Below are 14,069 nucleotides of genomic sequence, written 5' to 3' on the forward strand. Positions count from 1 at the left end.
TCCACGAAGGCAAAGGGACCGACCGCCAATGTTGAAACGCATCTTCCTCGGGCTGCTGCTGGCAATCGTCTTGCTGGTGGCCGCCGTGGCGGTCAAGACCTGGACCACACCGTCGCAGCAACTGGCGGTGGCGCCCGCGCCGAAGCTGAACGTCGACCTGCAGGCAGCCGCCAAGCGGCTCTCTACAGCGATCACGTTCCGCACGGTGTCGGGCATGGACGATCCGGCCGCCAACGCGGCCGAGTTCGACAAGCTGCACGCATTCCTCGCACAGCAGTTCCCGAAGGTGCATGCCGCCCTCAAGAAGGAAGTGGTCGGCAACAAGGCGCTGCTGTACACATGGACCGGTACTGACCCCTCGGCCAAGCCCATCGCGCTGATGGCGCACCAGGACATGGTGCCCATCGCCCCGGGCACCGAGAAGGCATGGACGGTCGATCCCTTCTCGGGTGAGATCAAGGACGGCTTCATCTGGGGCCGTGGCACGCTCGACAACAAGAGCAACCTGTTCGCGCAGATGGAAGCCATCGAGCTGCTCATCGGCGCCGGCTTCAAGCCGAGGCAGACCGTCTACCTCGTGATGGGCGACGACGAAGAGGTGAGCGGCCTGCGCGGTGCGCTGCCCATTGCCGAACTGCTCAAGTCGCGCAACGTGCGCCTCGACTGGGTGCTCGACGAAGGCCTGCTGGTGCTCGACGGCGTGCTGCCGGGCCTCAGCAAGCCCGCTGCACTGATCGGTCTGGCTGAAAAGGGCTACGGCACCTTCTTCCTCTCGCTCGACACTGCCCCCGGCCACTCGTCGATGCCGCCGCAGCACAGCGCCATCGGCAGCATGAGCGCGGCGCTGGCGCGGCTCGAAGCCAACCCGATGCCCGGTGGCATCAAGGGCGTGGCGGGCCAGATGTTCGGCGCGCTCGCGCCCGAGATGAGTGGTGTCAACCGCGTGATGCTGTCCAACCTGTGGCTCACCGAGCCGCTGGTGCGCGGTCAGCTCGAGAAGAGCCCGAGCAGCAATGCCATGCTGCGCACGACCACCGCGCTGACCATCGTTCGCGCCGGCAACAAGGACAACGTGCTGCCCGGTCGCGCCGAGGCTGCAGTCAACTTCCGCATCCTGCCGGGCGACACGCTTGCGAGCGTCGAGGCCCATCTGCGCAAGACACTGGGCAATGACGACATCAAGATCAAGCAGTACCCCGGCAATGCCGAGCCGTCGCCCGTGTCGTCGACCGACAGCACCGGCTACCGTGCGATCCAGCAGGCCGTGCGCCAGACCTTCCCTGATGCGGTGGTGGCCCCCGGCCTCATGACTGCCGCGACCGATTCGCGCCACTTCAGCCTCGTGAGCGACGCCGTCTTCCGCTTCTCGCCGTTCCGCGTGAAGGGCGAAGACCTGGCGCGCTTTCACGGCAACAACGAACGCCTGGCCATCTCGAACTACGGCGAGATGATCGGCTTCTATCACCAGCTCCTGAGCAACACCAACGCTGCTCCGGCGCAATGACGACAACCTCTTTTCCCTTCCATCTGCTTCAAAGGACCTCACCATGACCAGCGCCGTCATTGTTTCCACCGCCCGCACGCCGCTCGCGAAGAGCTGGAAGGGTGCCTTCAACATGACGCACGGCGCCACGCTCGGCGGCCACGCCGTGCAGCACGCGGTGCAGCGCGCCGGCATCGACCCTGCTTCGGTCGATGACGTCATCATGGGTTGCGCCACGCCCGAAGGCGCGACCGGCTCGAACATCGCGCGCCAGATCGCGCTGCGCGCCGGCCTGCCGATCACCACTTCGGGCATGACCATCAACCGCTTCTGCTCGTCGGGCCTGCAGACCATCGCCACCGCCGCCCAGCGCATCATCGCGGGCGAAGGCGAGGTGTACGTGGCCGGCGGCGTCGAGAGCATCTCGTGCGTGCAGAACGAAGCCAACAAGCACATGCTGGCCGACCCGTGGCTCGTGAAGCACAAGCCCGAGATCTACTGGAACATGCTGCAGACGGCCGAGCAGGTCGCCAAGCGCTACAACATCGGCCGCGACGCCATGGACGAATACGGCGCCGCCAGCCAGCAGAAGGCCACCGCCGCGCTGGAAGCCGGCCGCTTCAAGGACGAGATCGCCCCCATCACCGTGCTGGCCGGCGTGGCCGACCCCGTGCTGGGCCTGCGCACCAAGGAAGTCACGATCGAGAACGACGAAGGCATTCGCGCCGGCACCACCAAGGAAGGCATCAGCGGCATCCGCTCGGCCATTCCCGGCGGCCTGATCTCGGCCGGCAATGCCAGCCAGTTCTCCGACGGCGGCGGTGCCTGCGTGCTGGTCGACGAGAAGTACGCCCAACAAAAGGGCCTGAAGCCCATCGGCCGCTTCCTCGGCTTTGCCGTTGCCGGCTGCGAGCCCGACGAAATGGGCATCGGCCCGGTCTTCGCGATTCCCAAGGTGCTCAAGCGCCTGGGCCTCACGGTCAACGACATCGATCTGTGGGAGCTGAACGAAGCCTTCGCCGTGCAGGTGATCTACTGCCGCGACAAGCTCGGCATTCCGGCCGACCGCCTGAACGTGGACGGCGGCGCCATTGCCGTGGGCCACCCCTACGGCGTGAGCGGCCAGCGCCTTACCGGCCACGCGCTCATCGAAGGCAAGCGCCGCGGTGCGAAGAAGGTCGTGGTCACGATGTGCATCGGCGGCGGCATGGGCGCCGCAGGCGTGTTCGAGGTCTTGTAATCATGTCCGGCTTGGGCCATGACCAGGAGGTCTCGCCCGAAGCCGTTCTGGCCTACGGGCGCCGTGTGCTCGCATCGCAGCCGTTCAGTGCGCTGATCGGCACGCAGTTGCACGCGCTTGCGCCAGGCCTTGCCGAGCTTCAGCTGCCGCTCACGGCGCAGCTGAAGCAGCAGAACGGCTTTGCCCACGGCGGCATCGTGAGCTACATGGCCGACAACGCGCTCACCTTTGCCGGTGGCAGCGCGTTGCGCGTGCCGGTGGTGACTTCCGAATTCAAGATCAACTATGTACGGCCTGCACTTGGCGACCGTTTGATTGCACGCGCCACCACAGCCCATTGCGGCAGTTCGCAGGCCGTTTGCACCTGCGAAGTGTTCGTGGTGAACGACAACGTTGAGAAGCTCTGCGCGCTGGCGCAGGGCACCATCGCCAAACTACCTGACTCTCCGAAAAAGTAGCAAGAAGAGACATTCTCATGAGCCTGCGTTCCACCCTCGACTTCCTGCTCTACGACTGGCTCGACGCCGAGTCGCTTAACCAGCGCGAACGCTTTGCCGACCACTCGCGCGAAACCTTCGACGCGGTGCTCGACACCTGCGAGCGCATCGCTCGCGAGAAGTACGCCCCATTCAACCGCACGGTCGACACGCAGGAGCCGCACTTCGATGGCGAGAAAGTCATCCTGCCGCAGGCCACGCACGACGCGCACAAGGCTTTCGTCGAATCGGGAATGATGAGCGCGGCGCAAGACTACGACATCGGCGGCATGCAGCTGCCGTACACGCTCTCGGCTGCGGCCAACAGCTTCTTCGCGATGGCCTCGGTGAGCATCGGCTCCAACATGCTAACCAGCGGCAACGCCAACCTGCTGATGGTGCACGGCACCGAGATGCAGAAAGAGGTGTTCGCAAGGAACGAGTTCTCGGGCCGCTGGGCCGGCACCATGTGCCTGTCGGAGCCGCAGGCCGGTTCTTCGCTGAGCGATGTGGCCACGCGTGCGGTGCCCGATGGCGGTGATTTTCAAGATGACCCGCTTGGCCCGCGCTACCGCCTCACGGGCAACAAGATGTGGATCTCGTCGGGCGACCACGAGCTGACCGAGAATATCGTGCACATCGTGCTCGCCAAGATCCCCGACGAGAACGGCAAGCTGGTGCCCGGCACGCGCGGCATTTCGCTCTTCATCGTGCCCAAGCGCATGGTGGATACCAAGGGCGAGCTCACCGGCCAGCGCAACGACGTGGCGCTCGCGGGCCTGAACCACAAGCTGGGCTGGCGCGGCACCACCAACACGCTGCTGAACTTCGGCGAGGGCAAGTACCCGGTCGACGGCAAGGCCGGCGCGGTGGGTTACCTGGTCGGCTCGCCCGGCAAGGGCCTGCACTGCATGTTCCACATGATGAACGAGGCGCGCATCGGCGTGGGCACGGCTGCCACCATGCTCGGCATGGCCGGCTACCACGCCTCGCTCGAATACGCCAAGAGCCGCCCGCAGGGCCGACTGGTGAAGAAGCCCAATGCCGCCGGTGCCGCGGTCGCCAAGGACTCGGCTGCGCCGCAGGTGCGCATCATCGAGCACGCCGACGTGCGCCGCATGCTGCTGGCCCAGAAGGCGTATTGCGAAGGCGCGCTGGCGCTGGAGCTGTATTGCGCCCGGCTGGTCGACGAGCAGAACACCGGCGACGCGCAGGCCGCCGACGACGCGCGCCTGCTGCTCGAAGTGCTCACGCCCATTGCCAAGAGCTGGCCCAGCGAGTGGTGCCTGGAAGCCAATTCGCTGGCCATCCAGGTGCACGGCGGCTACGGCTACACGCGCGACTTTCCGGTGGAGCAGTACTGGCGCGACAACCGCCTGAACATGATCCATGAGGGCACCCACGGCATTCAGGCGGCCGACCTGCTGGGCCGCAAGGTGCTGATGGAGAAGGGGCGCGGCCTGCAACTGCTGGCCGGCCGCATGACCGCCACCATTGGCCGCGCCGCCAAGGTGCCAGCGCTGGCGGCTCATGCCAAGGCGCTGGGCGCAGCGTTGCAGCGCATCGGCAGTGCGACCGAGGCCGCATGGTCCACCGGTGACCCGGCCGACGCGCTGGCCAATGCCGTGCCGTACATGCAGGCCTTCGGCCACATGGTGCTGGCGTGGATCTGGCTCGACGTGGCCCAAAGGGCCCTGCAGACCGATGGAGAAAAGGCGAGGGCGGTAACAGCTGGCAAGATCGGCGCCACGGACTATTTCTTCCACTACGAGCTGCCGAAAATCGGCGCATGGCTCAACGTGGTCGAAACCCGCGACCCGACCTGTACCGCTTTGCCCGAGGACGCCTTCTGATGGCCACTACCGATTCGCCGAACGCCAACCCCAACAACACCCCCGCCGCCAAACCGCCCAAGCCGCACGCGCGGCTCGAGAAGTGGATCTGGATCCTGATCTACGGCGGCCTGTTCGTCGTGATCCTGGGCCTTGCCACCGGCCGCACCAACGCGGCGCTGGGCTGGTCCATCGCCGTGCCCGGCGGCATCGTGGCGGTGGTCGGCTTCGTGCTGATCTACGTGCGCTCGCGCCTGTCCAATACGCCCACCAAGTAACGAGGCCAGCCATGCTCAAGCACATCGTGATGTGGAAGTTCAAGGAGCACGCCGAGGGCGCCGACAAGGCGACCAACCTGCTCAAAGCCAAGGCGCTGCTCGACGCCTGCGCGAAGCTGTCGCCCGGCACGCTGCGCTTCGAGGTGGCCATTGCCCAGCCCGGGCTGGAAGCGACCTACGACCTGGTCCTGTATTCGGAATTCACCGATGCCGCCGCGCTCGCGGCCTATTCGGACCATCCGCAGCACGTGGCCCTGAAGCCCTTCATCGGCGCTGTGCGCGAAGCCCGCCAGTGCATGGACTACGAAATCTGAGCCTGACATTCAAAACCGGAGACACCTCATGACGCCCCGCAACATCAAGCAGCTGTTCGACCTCACCGGCAAGACCGCCCTCATCACCGGTGGCTCGCGCGGCCTGGGCCTGCAGATGGCCCATGCGCTCGGCGAAGCCGGCGCGAAGATCATGCTGAGCTCGCGCAAGGCCGACGACCTGGAGCAGGCCGCTGCCGAGCTGCAGGCCGCCGGCATCGACGCACGCTGGATCGCCGCCGACTGCTCGAAGGAAGAAGACACCCGCCGCCTGGCCGACGAAACGCTGCAGCGTATGGGCGCAGTCGACATCCTCATCAACAACGCGGGCGCCAGCTGGGGTTCGCCGGCCGAGAGCCACCCGGTCGAGGCCTGGGACAAGGTGATGAACCTCAACGTGCGCGGCTATTTCATCCTGTCGCAGCAGATCGCCAACGGCTACATGATCCCGAAGAAGACCGGGCGCATCATCAACATCGCCTCGATCGCCGGTCTGAACGGTAACCCGCCCGAAATGCAGACGCTGGCCTACAACACCTCCAAGACCGCGGTCATCGGCTTCACTCGCACGCTGGCTGCCGAATGGGGCCGCTACGGTATCAATGTGAACGCGATCTGCCCCGGTTTCTTCATGACGAAGATGGCCGCCGGCCTCATCAAGTCGCTGGGCGAGGAAAAGATGGCCGCGCAGGCCCCGCTCGGCCGCCTGGGCGACGAGGAAGACCTGAAGGGCCTGACGCTGCTGTTCGCGAGCGATGCCGGCAAGCACATCACCGGCCAGTGGCTGGCGGTGGACGGCGGCGTGAGCGTAGTGCTGGGTGCTGCCTGACATGTCTTCTTCTTCAGATTCCAGCGACATCAACATCCGCTCGTACACGAGCCAGATTCCGTTCGCGCGTCACCTCGGCTTCGAGCTGACGAAGTTCGAGGGCGGCGAGTCGGAGATCATCTACACCGCCAAGCCCGAGCACCTGAACACCTTCGACGTGACGCACGGCGGCGCCTGCATGACGCTGCTGGACATCACCATGGCGGTGGCCGCGCGCAGCATCGCGCCCGAGATGGGCGTGGTCACCATCGAGATGAAGACCAGCTTCATGCAGCCCTCGGTCGGCCCGCTGCACGCGCGCGGCACGCTCATTCACAGGACGGCGACGCTGGCTTTCACAGAGGCCAAAATCTACGACGAACAGGAACGCGTGTGCGCCCACGCCACCGGCACCTTCAAGTACGTGAAGCGCAGGCTGCCGACCGGCCCCGCCAGCGCCAACGAGATGCGGCCGCCGTCGACCGACTGATTGACTGACACTTTTCCGGAGACATTCATGCCGATCAACAAGCAGATCCACCTCGACAACCGCCCCGACGGCGAGGCCGTGGCCAGCAACTTCAAGCTCGTGTCCGCGGAGACCCCCGCGCTCAAGGACAACCAGGTGCTCGTGCGCCACCACTACATGAGCCTCGACCCGTACATGCGCGGCCGCATGAACGACGCCAAGAGCTACGCGCAACCACAACCGCTGGGCCAGACGATGCAGGGCGGCACGGTGGGCGAAGTGGTCGAGAGCAAGCACCCCAGGTACGCCGTAGGCGACAAGGTGGTCGGCTTCGGCGGCTGGCAGGAATACAGCGTGGTCGATGCCTCGCAGCCAGGTGCGCTGAAGAAGGTCGACACCACGCACGTGCCGCTGTCGCACTACCTGGGCGCGGTCGGCATGCCCGGCGTCACGGCCTGGTACGGGCTGGTGAAGATCATTGCGCCCAAGGCCGGTGAAACGGTGGTCATCACCGCCGCCAGCGGCGCGGTGGGCAGCGCCTTCGGTGCGCTGGCCAAGGCGCGCGGCTGCCGCGTGGTCGGCATTGCCGGCGGCCCCGACAAGTGCAAGTACGTGACCGACGAGCTGGGCTTCGACGCCTGCATCGACTACCGCGTGCACGCCGACGTCAAGTCGATGAGCGCGGCGCTGAAGGAAGCCTGCCCGAACGGCATCGACGGCTACTTCGAGAACGTCGGCGGCTACATCTTCGACGCGGTGCTGTTGCGCGCCAACGCCTTCGCCCGCGTGGCGCTGTGCGGAATGATCGCGGGCTACGACGGCCAGCCACTGCCGCTGGCCAACCCCGCGCTGATCCTCATCAACCGCATGAAGATCGAAGGCTTCATCGTCAGCGAGCACATGGAAGTGTGGCCCGAGGCGCTGACCGAATTGGGCACGCTGGTGGCCACGGGCAAACTGAAGCCGCGTGAGTCGATTGCGCAAGGCATCGAATCCGCTCCTGAAGCCTTCCTGGGCCTGCTCAAGGGCAGGAACTTCGGCAAGCAACTCGTCAAGCTGATCTGATGCACTGGATGGACTGAACGCACGGCAAGGAGGCCGGTTATGCAAACGACGCACGAGGTGTTCAATCAGCCCACGCCGCTGGTCGACTACAACCTCTTCGACACCAATCGGCCCCTGCGCGATGCGCTGATGTTCAACGCGCCCGCGCTGCAGACCACGCAGTTGCACGAATTGGGCGCCACCCTCGGTACGGCCGGCATGCAGGCGCATGCGCGGCTGGCCAACGTGCACACGCCCGAGCTGCACACGCACGATCGCTTCGGCCGGCGCATCGACGAGGTGGAGTTCCATCCGAGCTACCACGCGTTGATGACTGCCGCCGTGGGCGCCGGGCTTCACGGCACGCCCTGGACCGGCACTTCGGCCTCGCCGCATGTGCTGCGCGCGGCGGGCTTCATGCTCTTCACCGAGCTGGAACCGTCGATTCTTTGCCCCATCTCCATGACCTACGCGGTCACGCCCGCGCTGCGTGGCAATTCGGCCGTGTACGCCGACTGGGGCCCGAAGCTCGGCAGCCTCTGGTACGACCCGGCACTAAAGCTCTTCAGCGACAAGCCCGGCGTGACCATGGGCATGGGCATGACCGAGAAGCAGGGCGGCTCCGACGTGCGGGCCAACACCACCCAGGCCGTGCGCGACGGCAGCGATGCCTGGGGCGAGCGCTATGCCATCACCGGCCACAAGTGGTTCTTCTCTGCGCCGATGTGCGATGCCTTCCTGGTGCTGGCGCAGGCGCCCGCCGGGCTCTCGTGCTTCTTCCTGCCGCGCGTGCTGCCCGACGGTTCGCGCAACGGCATCCAGATCCAGCGGCTGAAGGACAAGCTCGGCAACAAGGCCAACGCAAGCTCCGAGGTCGAGTTCCATGGCGCGAGCGCCTGGCTCGTGGGCGAGGAGGGTCGCGGCATTCCGCAGATCCTCGAGATGGGCACGATGACGCGGCTCGACTGCGCGCTGGGCACCAGCGGGCTGATGCGCCAGTCGCTGGGCATCGCGCTCAACCATGCGACGCAGCGCAAGGCCTTCGGCAAGCCGCTGATCGATCAACCTTTGATGAAGAACGTGCTGGCCGACCTGGCGCTCGAAAGCGAAGCCGCCACCGCGCTCGCCATTCGCCTGGCGCGCGCCTTCGACAACCAGGCCGACGAACACGAACGCCTGATGGCCCGCCTGCTCACGCCGGTCGCCAAGTTCTGGATCTGCAAGCGCGGCAGCGCCTTTGCGCAGGAGGCGATGGAGTGCCTCGGCGGCAACGGCTATGTGGAAGAGGGCGGCGAGGGCGTCATGGCCCGCATCTACCGCGAGATGCCGCTCAACTCCATCTGGGAAGGCGCGGGCAACATCATGGCGCTCGACTTGCTGCGTGGCTTGCGCAAGGGCGACGCGGTGGCCGCGCTGACGAAGGAACTGGCACCAGCGCGTGGCCAGCACGCCGCGCTCGACCGGCTGGCTGACGCGCTGCCGGCACGCATCGAGGCGATGGCCTCCGAAGCCGAGGCCCGCCGCCTCGCGCAGGACGTGGCACTCGCCGTGCAGGCCGCACTGCTCGTGCAAACCGCGCCATCCGCCGTCGCTGGCGCGTTCTGCGCCTCGCGCCTGGGCGGCGACTGGGGCAATGCCTTCGGCACGCTGGCCGCGGGCACCGATTTCGATTCGATCATCCAGCGCGCGCAACCCCGTTGACGCGCGCTGACCCCACCACAGAAGAAAGACTCCCACCATGGCCGACCTGATCCTTCATCACTACCTGACCTCGCCGTTCTCGGAGAAGGTGCGCCTGATCCTCGGCGCCAAGAAGCTGCCGTGGAAGTCGGTCTTCATCCCGCCGATCATGCCCAAGCCCGACGTGGAGGTGCTCACTGGTGGCTACCGCAAGACGCCGTTCCTGCAGATCGGCGCCGACATGTACTGCGACAGCGCGCTCATCGCCGACGTGCTCGAACACCTGCAGCCCGAGCCCACGCTCTACCCGGAGCCCGAAAAAGGCATGTCGCGCATCCTCGCGCAGTGGGCCGACACCACGCTGTTCTGGGCCGCCATGGCCTGGAGCCTGCAGCCCAAGGGCGCAGCCGAGATGTTCGCCAAAGCCCCGCCCGAAGCCGCGAAGGCCTTCGGCGAAGACCGCGGCAAGATGAGCGCGGGCAACATGACCCGCCTGCGCCCGGCCGACGCCACCAGCGCCTACAAGTCGTACCTGCGCCGCCTGTCGGACATGCTCGACGAAAAGCCCTTTCTGCTTGGCGAAGTGCCCAGCATCGCGGACTTCTCGGCCTACCACCCGCTCTGGTACACGCGGCGCATCGAGTCGGTTCGCACCATCCTCGACCTGACGCCCGCGGTGATCGACTGGCTGGACCGCATGGCCGCCATCGGCCACGGCGTTCCCGAGAAGTTCACGAGCGACGAGGCCATTGCAGCAGCCAAGGCCGCGACGCCGCACACGCTGCTGACCGACAGCACCTTCCAGGACGATCACGGTATTCCGCTCGGCAACGCCGTCACCGTGCGCGCCGAGAGCTTCGGCCTCGAGGAGACACCCGGCACGCTGATCGCGGCTACGCGCACGCACTACACGCTGGAGCGCAGCAGCGAGCGTACGGGCACGGTGCATGTGCACTTTCCGCGGATCGGGTATGTGCTGAAGAAGGCTGAGGGTTGAGTTGCCGCGGCGGTCGATCACCGCCGCGCCTCAACGCTTGAGGCCAGGTATTGGGACCGGGTTGCAGTCGGGTAACTTCAGCGCCTCGTAGTCAGGGTGAAACTGCACCACGACAAAATCGTTGCTCGCCTCCCTCGACATCTTGTTGTCTTCATAGATGTTTGACGTCGTTTCCAGCTTGATCTCGGTCGGCTGGAGTTGCTTGTACGCTCGGGTCACGTTTTCGGCGCGTCGTCTTGCCAACTGTCTGGCTTCAGCAGGTGTTCTGCCTTGCACCTTGACGGCGGCGCCTCCGTCGATTGAAACCTCAAGGTACTTCGGAAACGCCGAATTCGCCCGGCCAACAAACTCCGCCAGCTTTGCTATCTGCGCAGGCTCAAGGTCGGCAGAACCATCGGCGAAGGTCAGCCTTGTCACCACGACAGGTTTGCAAGCCATGGCGGCACAGCCTATCAATACGGTGGGGATGATGAGCAGAGCCTTGATGGTGGGTTTCATGTGCATGCCCAGTTGATGACGGAGCGTTGTACGTGACCGTGGCGACTACCACTGTTGCCCATCGTCAACCGGCCGGCTCTTTGTCACGAAGGAGTGGGTTTTCGGTCCGAGGTGTGTTGGGTGTGGTCAGAGCCAGCCTGAAGCGGCCGCAGACACGCGTCACACGAACGACAGTCAACCATGCTGCAAAGCGTTCAAATAGACGGCGCAGAGCCAACCACAGGAAAGCATTCAATGATTCAAGACTTCAAGGGCAAGACCGCCGTACTCACCGGCGCAGGCTCGGGCTTCGGCCTGGAGTGCGCGCGCATCGGCGCCGCCCGCGGCATGAACCTCGTGCTGGTCGACGTGCAGCAGGACGCGCTCGACAAGGCCCAGGCAGAAATGGAAGCCGCCGGCGCGCAGGTGCTGGCGCGCAAGGTCGACGTGTCGAACGCGGCGCAGATGGAAGCGCTGGCCACGGCCGTGAAGGAACGCTTCGGCGCGCCGCACTTCGTGTTCAACAACGCAGGCGTGGGCGCCGGCGGCCTGGTGTGGGAGAACACTGTGGCCGACTGGGAATGGGTGCTGGGCGTGGACCTGTGGGGTGTGATCCACGGCGTGCGCCTGTTCACGCCGATGATGCTGGAGGCCGCCGCGAAAGACCCGGACTATCGCGGCCACATCACCAACACCGCCAGCATGGCCGGCCTGCTCACTCCCCCCAACATGGGCATCTACAACGCAGCCAAGGCTGCTGTCGTGAGTCTCACCGAGACGATGTACCAGGACCTGAACCTCGTCACCGACCAGATCGGTGCGAGCCTGCTGTGCCCGTACTTCGTGCCCACCGGCATCACCAGCAGCGAGCGCAATCGCCCGAACGCGCCGAAGGAAACCGAGCTCACCAAGAGCCAGCTCATCGGCCAGGCCATGAGCAACAAGGCGGTGAGCAGCGGCAAGATCACGGCCGCAGAAGTCGCGGCCAAGGTGTTCGACGCCATCACCGCCAACCAGTTCTACGTGTTCAGCCATCCGAAGGCGCTGGGCAATGTGCGCAGCCGCATGGAGAACATCGTTTCCATCACCAATCCGGCCGACCCCTTCCTGGAGCGGCCCGAGATCGGGCAGAAGCTGCGCGAGCAACTGCGCTCGGCCTGAGAAGCTTCTTCCTCGTCATCAGGAGGCCTGCAGCTCGCTCACCAGCGCCTCGACGCGGGCAAGCGCGCTGGCGATGGAGCGGTCCAGCAAGTCGCCATGGTCTTCAGCGTGCTCGATGGCCACGCTGTGCACTTCGTTGAGCCCGAGCAGGCCCAGCGGGGTCGCGATGCCGGGCGTGAGCAGGTCCAGATGCGCCTGGAACCCGCCCGGCCCGTAGCCGCTGCTGCCGCACGAGGTCAGTAGCACCGTGCGGCGGTTGCGCTCGGCCAGAAGCGGCACATACGGGTTCTCGCGGCTGCGGTCGAAGTCGAAGGTAGCCCCGACGCGCACGATGTTGTCGATCCATGACTTCAGCGGCGCAGGCATGCTGAAGTTGTACATCGGCACGCCGATCACCAGCACGTCGGCACGGCGGATCTCGGCGATGAGCGCGTCGCTCTCGGCGAGCACGGCGTGCATCCACGGCTCGCGCTCGGCGGCGGGCGTGTAGCCCGACGCGATCCATTCGCCGGTGACGTTGCTCGGCGGCGCGGCGCCGATGTCGCGGTAGATCACTTCGGTGCCCGGCTGTGTCGCAAGCCAGCTCGACACGAAGTGGTGGCTCAGCCGGCGCGAATGCGAGCCGTGAACGTGGGTGCCTGAACGGCCGGGGCGGGCGCTGGCGTCGATGTGGAGCAGTGTGGTCATGGTGCGGTCCTCGTTGACGTGAAGGGTGGGATGAAGAGAATTCAGCTGTCTGCTTGACGTGGTTCTCAATTTATCCAGGCATACCCAGTGCGACAAACGACGATTTCTTTGCGCTGCTGAAAAATTAATTCATCCATGGCCAACCTTCGCCAACTCCCTCCGCTGGCGGCGCTGCGCGCTTTCGAGGCGGCCGCGCGGCACTGCAGCGCCAAGCTCGCGGCCAACGAACTCTCGGTAACACCCACCGCCATCAGCCACCAGGTGCGGCAGCTCGAAGACTCGCTCGGCGTGCCGCTGTTCATCCGCCAGCCGCGGCAACTGGTGCTCACGCCGCAGGGCAGGGAGCTGCAGGCAGTGCTGAGCGAGTCGTTCAATGCCATGGCGAATGCGGTGGCGCGGCTGCGTGCGCCGCCCGAGCGCAGCGCCATCACCTTGTCGGCCACGCCGGCCGTCGCGGCGCGCTGGCTGCTGCCGCGCGTGAGCACTTTGCGCGCGCTGCACCCGAGGCTCGACCTGCGCATTCATGCATCGCACGAAGCGGTTGCGCTCGACGGTGTCACGGCCGACATAGCGATCCGCTACGGCAAGGGTCAGTGGCCGGGCATGGTGGCCGAGAAGCTGTTCGACAACGTCTTCGCGCCGGCCTGCAGCCCTGCGCTCAAGCTGCGCCGCCGCAGTGACCTGACGCGGCACACGCTGCTGCACTTCGCGGTGCCCGGCAACAAGAGCCAGCCCGGCACCTGGGCCGAGTGGCAGCAGCAGGCGCAGGTGCCCGGCCTCGACGTATCGGCCGGGCCGGTGTTCTCGGACGAAACGCACACCGTGTCGGCCGCGCTGCAGGGGCAGGGCGTGGCGTTGATGGGTCTTGCGCTGATTGCCGACGAACTGCGTGCGGGCAATCTGGTGCAGCCGTTCGGTCCGGAGTTGCCGGGGCTGCCGTTCTATCTTGTGTGCCTCGAGGCGCGGCGTTCGGAGCCGGCCGTGGCCGCGGTGTTCGAGTGGGTGAGGGGCCTGCAGCCGCTGGGTGCCTGAACGCGTGACTTTCGACACTGGTGGCCGCTCGTTCGCAGTCCTAGAGTCCGGCAGTGAGTCGCTTGCGCGGCTCATCTCGGGTTGCAGGAGCGAG

15 protein-coding genes are annotated in these 14,069 nt (G+C 66.0%); 13 read left to right on the forward strand and 2 right to left on the reverse strand.

All coding sequences use genetic code 11. The features are described from left to right. The first annotated feature begins 28 nt into the window (after positions 1-28). Genes ACSFBF_RS02685 through ACSFBF_RS02735 form a run of 11 tightly spaced genes read left to right on the forward strand, consistent with a single transcriptional unit; the run spans position 29 to position 10,618 of the window. Positions 29-1,504: a M20 family peptidase gene (locus ACSFBF_RS02685; protein ID WP_435464788.1), complete on the forward strand. Its 1,476-nt coding sequence runs from the start codon at positions 29-31 to the stop codon at positions 1,502-1,504. A gap of 43 nt (positions 1,505-1,547) precedes the next feature. Continuing rightward, a complete protein-coding gene (locus ACSFBF_RS02690; protein WP_435464789.1) occupies positions 1,548-2,723 on the forward strand; it encodes an acetyl-CoA C-acyltransferase in 1,176 nt (391 codons plus the stop codon). Positions 2,724-2,725: 2 nt separating this feature from the next. Further along, the gene (locus ACSFBF_RS02695; RefSeq protein ID WP_435464790.1) at positions 2,726-3,181 is read left to right on the forward strand and encodes a PaaI family thioesterase; all 456 of its coding nucleotides are present in this window, start codon (positions 2,726-2,728) and stop codon (positions 3,179-3,181) included. Positions 3,182-3,198: 17 nt separating this feature from the next. Continuing rightward, on the forward strand, positions 3,199-5,052 hold the full coding sequence (locus ACSFBF_RS02700) for an acyl-CoA dehydrogenase (RefSeq protein WP_435464791.1): 1,854 nt from the start codon (positions 3,199-3,201) through the stop codon (positions 5,050-5,052). Beyond that, positions 5,052-5,309 (forward strand): hypothetical protein, encoded by a 258-nt coding sequence (locus tag ACSFBF_RS02705; RefSeq protein WP_435464792.1) that lies wholly within the window; start codon positions 5,052-5,054, stop codon positions 5,307-5,309. The genes ACSFBF_RS02700 and ACSFBF_RS02705 overlap by 1 nt, the downstream gene beginning before the upstream one ends. An 11-nt stretch (positions 5,310-5,320) precedes the next feature. After that, entirely contained in the window at positions 5,321-5,623 is a 303-nt protein-coding gene (locus ACSFBF_RS02710; RefSeq protein WP_435464793.1) for a Dabb family protein, read from the forward strand. Between the two features lie 28 nt (positions 5,624-5,651). Next, a complete protein-coding gene (locus ACSFBF_RS02715) occupies positions 5,652-6,449 on the forward strand; it encodes an SDR family oxidoreductase (protein ID WP_093056885.1) in 798 nt (265 codons plus the stop codon). 1 nt (position 6,450) lies between these two features. Beyond that, positions 6,451-6,918, forward strand: coding sequence for a PaaI family thioesterase (locus ACSFBF_RS02720; RefSeq protein WP_435464794.1), 468 nt, complete (start codon positions 6,451-6,453; stop codon positions 6,916-6,918). A 27-nt stretch (positions 6,919-6,945) separates the two neighbouring features. Next, positions 6,946-7,962 (forward strand): NADP-dependent oxidoreductase, encoded by a 1,017-nt coding sequence (locus tag ACSFBF_RS02725; RefSeq protein WP_435464795.1) that lies wholly within the window; start codon positions 6,946-6,948, stop codon positions 7,960-7,962. A 39-nt stretch (positions 7,963-8,001) separates the two neighbouring features. After that, positions 8,002-9,642, forward strand: coding sequence for an isovaleryl-CoA dehydrogenase (locus tag ACSFBF_RS02730; RefSeq protein ID WP_435464796.1), 1,641 nt, complete (start codon positions 8,002-8,004; stop codon positions 9,640-9,642). Positions 9,643-9,679: 37 nt separating this feature from the next. Next, positions 9,680-10,618, forward strand: coding sequence for a glutathione S-transferase family protein (locus ACSFBF_RS02735; protein WP_435464797.1), 939 nt, complete (start codon positions 9,680-9,682; stop codon positions 10,616-10,618). 30 nt (positions 10,619-10,648) lie between these two features. On the opposite strand, the gene ACSFBF_RS02740 is transcribed toward ACSFBF_RS02735, so the two are convergent. Continuing rightward, a complete protein-coding gene (locus ACSFBF_RS02740; RefSeq protein ID WP_435464798.1) occupies positions 10,649-11,116 on the reverse strand; it encodes a hypothetical protein in 468 nt (155 codons plus the stop codon). 234 nt (positions 11,117-11,350) lie between these two features. Between ACSFBF_RS02740 and ACSFBF_RS02745 the strand changes: the two genes are divergently transcribed. Continuing rightward, a complete protein-coding gene (locus ACSFBF_RS02745) occupies positions 11,351-12,256 on the forward strand; it encodes an SDR family oxidoreductase (protein ID WP_435464799.1) in 906 nt (301 codons plus the stop codon). Positions 12,257-12,274: 18 nt separating this feature from the next. Here ACSFBF_RS02745 and ACSFBF_RS02750 read toward each other — a convergent pair whose 3' ends face one another. Beyond that, positions 12,275-12,943: an FMN-dependent NADH-azoreductase gene (locus tag ACSFBF_RS02750; protein WP_435464800.1), complete on the reverse strand. Its 669-nt coding sequence runs from the start codon at positions 12,941-12,943 to the stop codon at positions 12,275-12,277. A 135-nt stretch (positions 12,944-13,078) separates the two neighbouring features. Here ACSFBF_RS02750 and ACSFBF_RS02755 point away from each other — a divergent pair, with 135 nt between their 5' ends. Beyond that, positions 13,079-13,975: a LysR substrate-binding domain-containing protein gene (locus ACSFBF_RS02755; protein ID WP_435464801.1), complete on the forward strand. Its 897-nt coding sequence runs from the start codon at positions 13,079-13,081 to the stop codon at positions 13,973-13,975. Positions 13,976-14,069 lie beyond the last annotated feature (94 nt).

Source organism: Variovorax nivicola (genome assembly GCF_051216475.1).
Lineage (GTDB): Bacteria > Pseudomonadota > Gammaproteobacteria > Burkholderiales > Burkholderiaceae_C > Variovorax.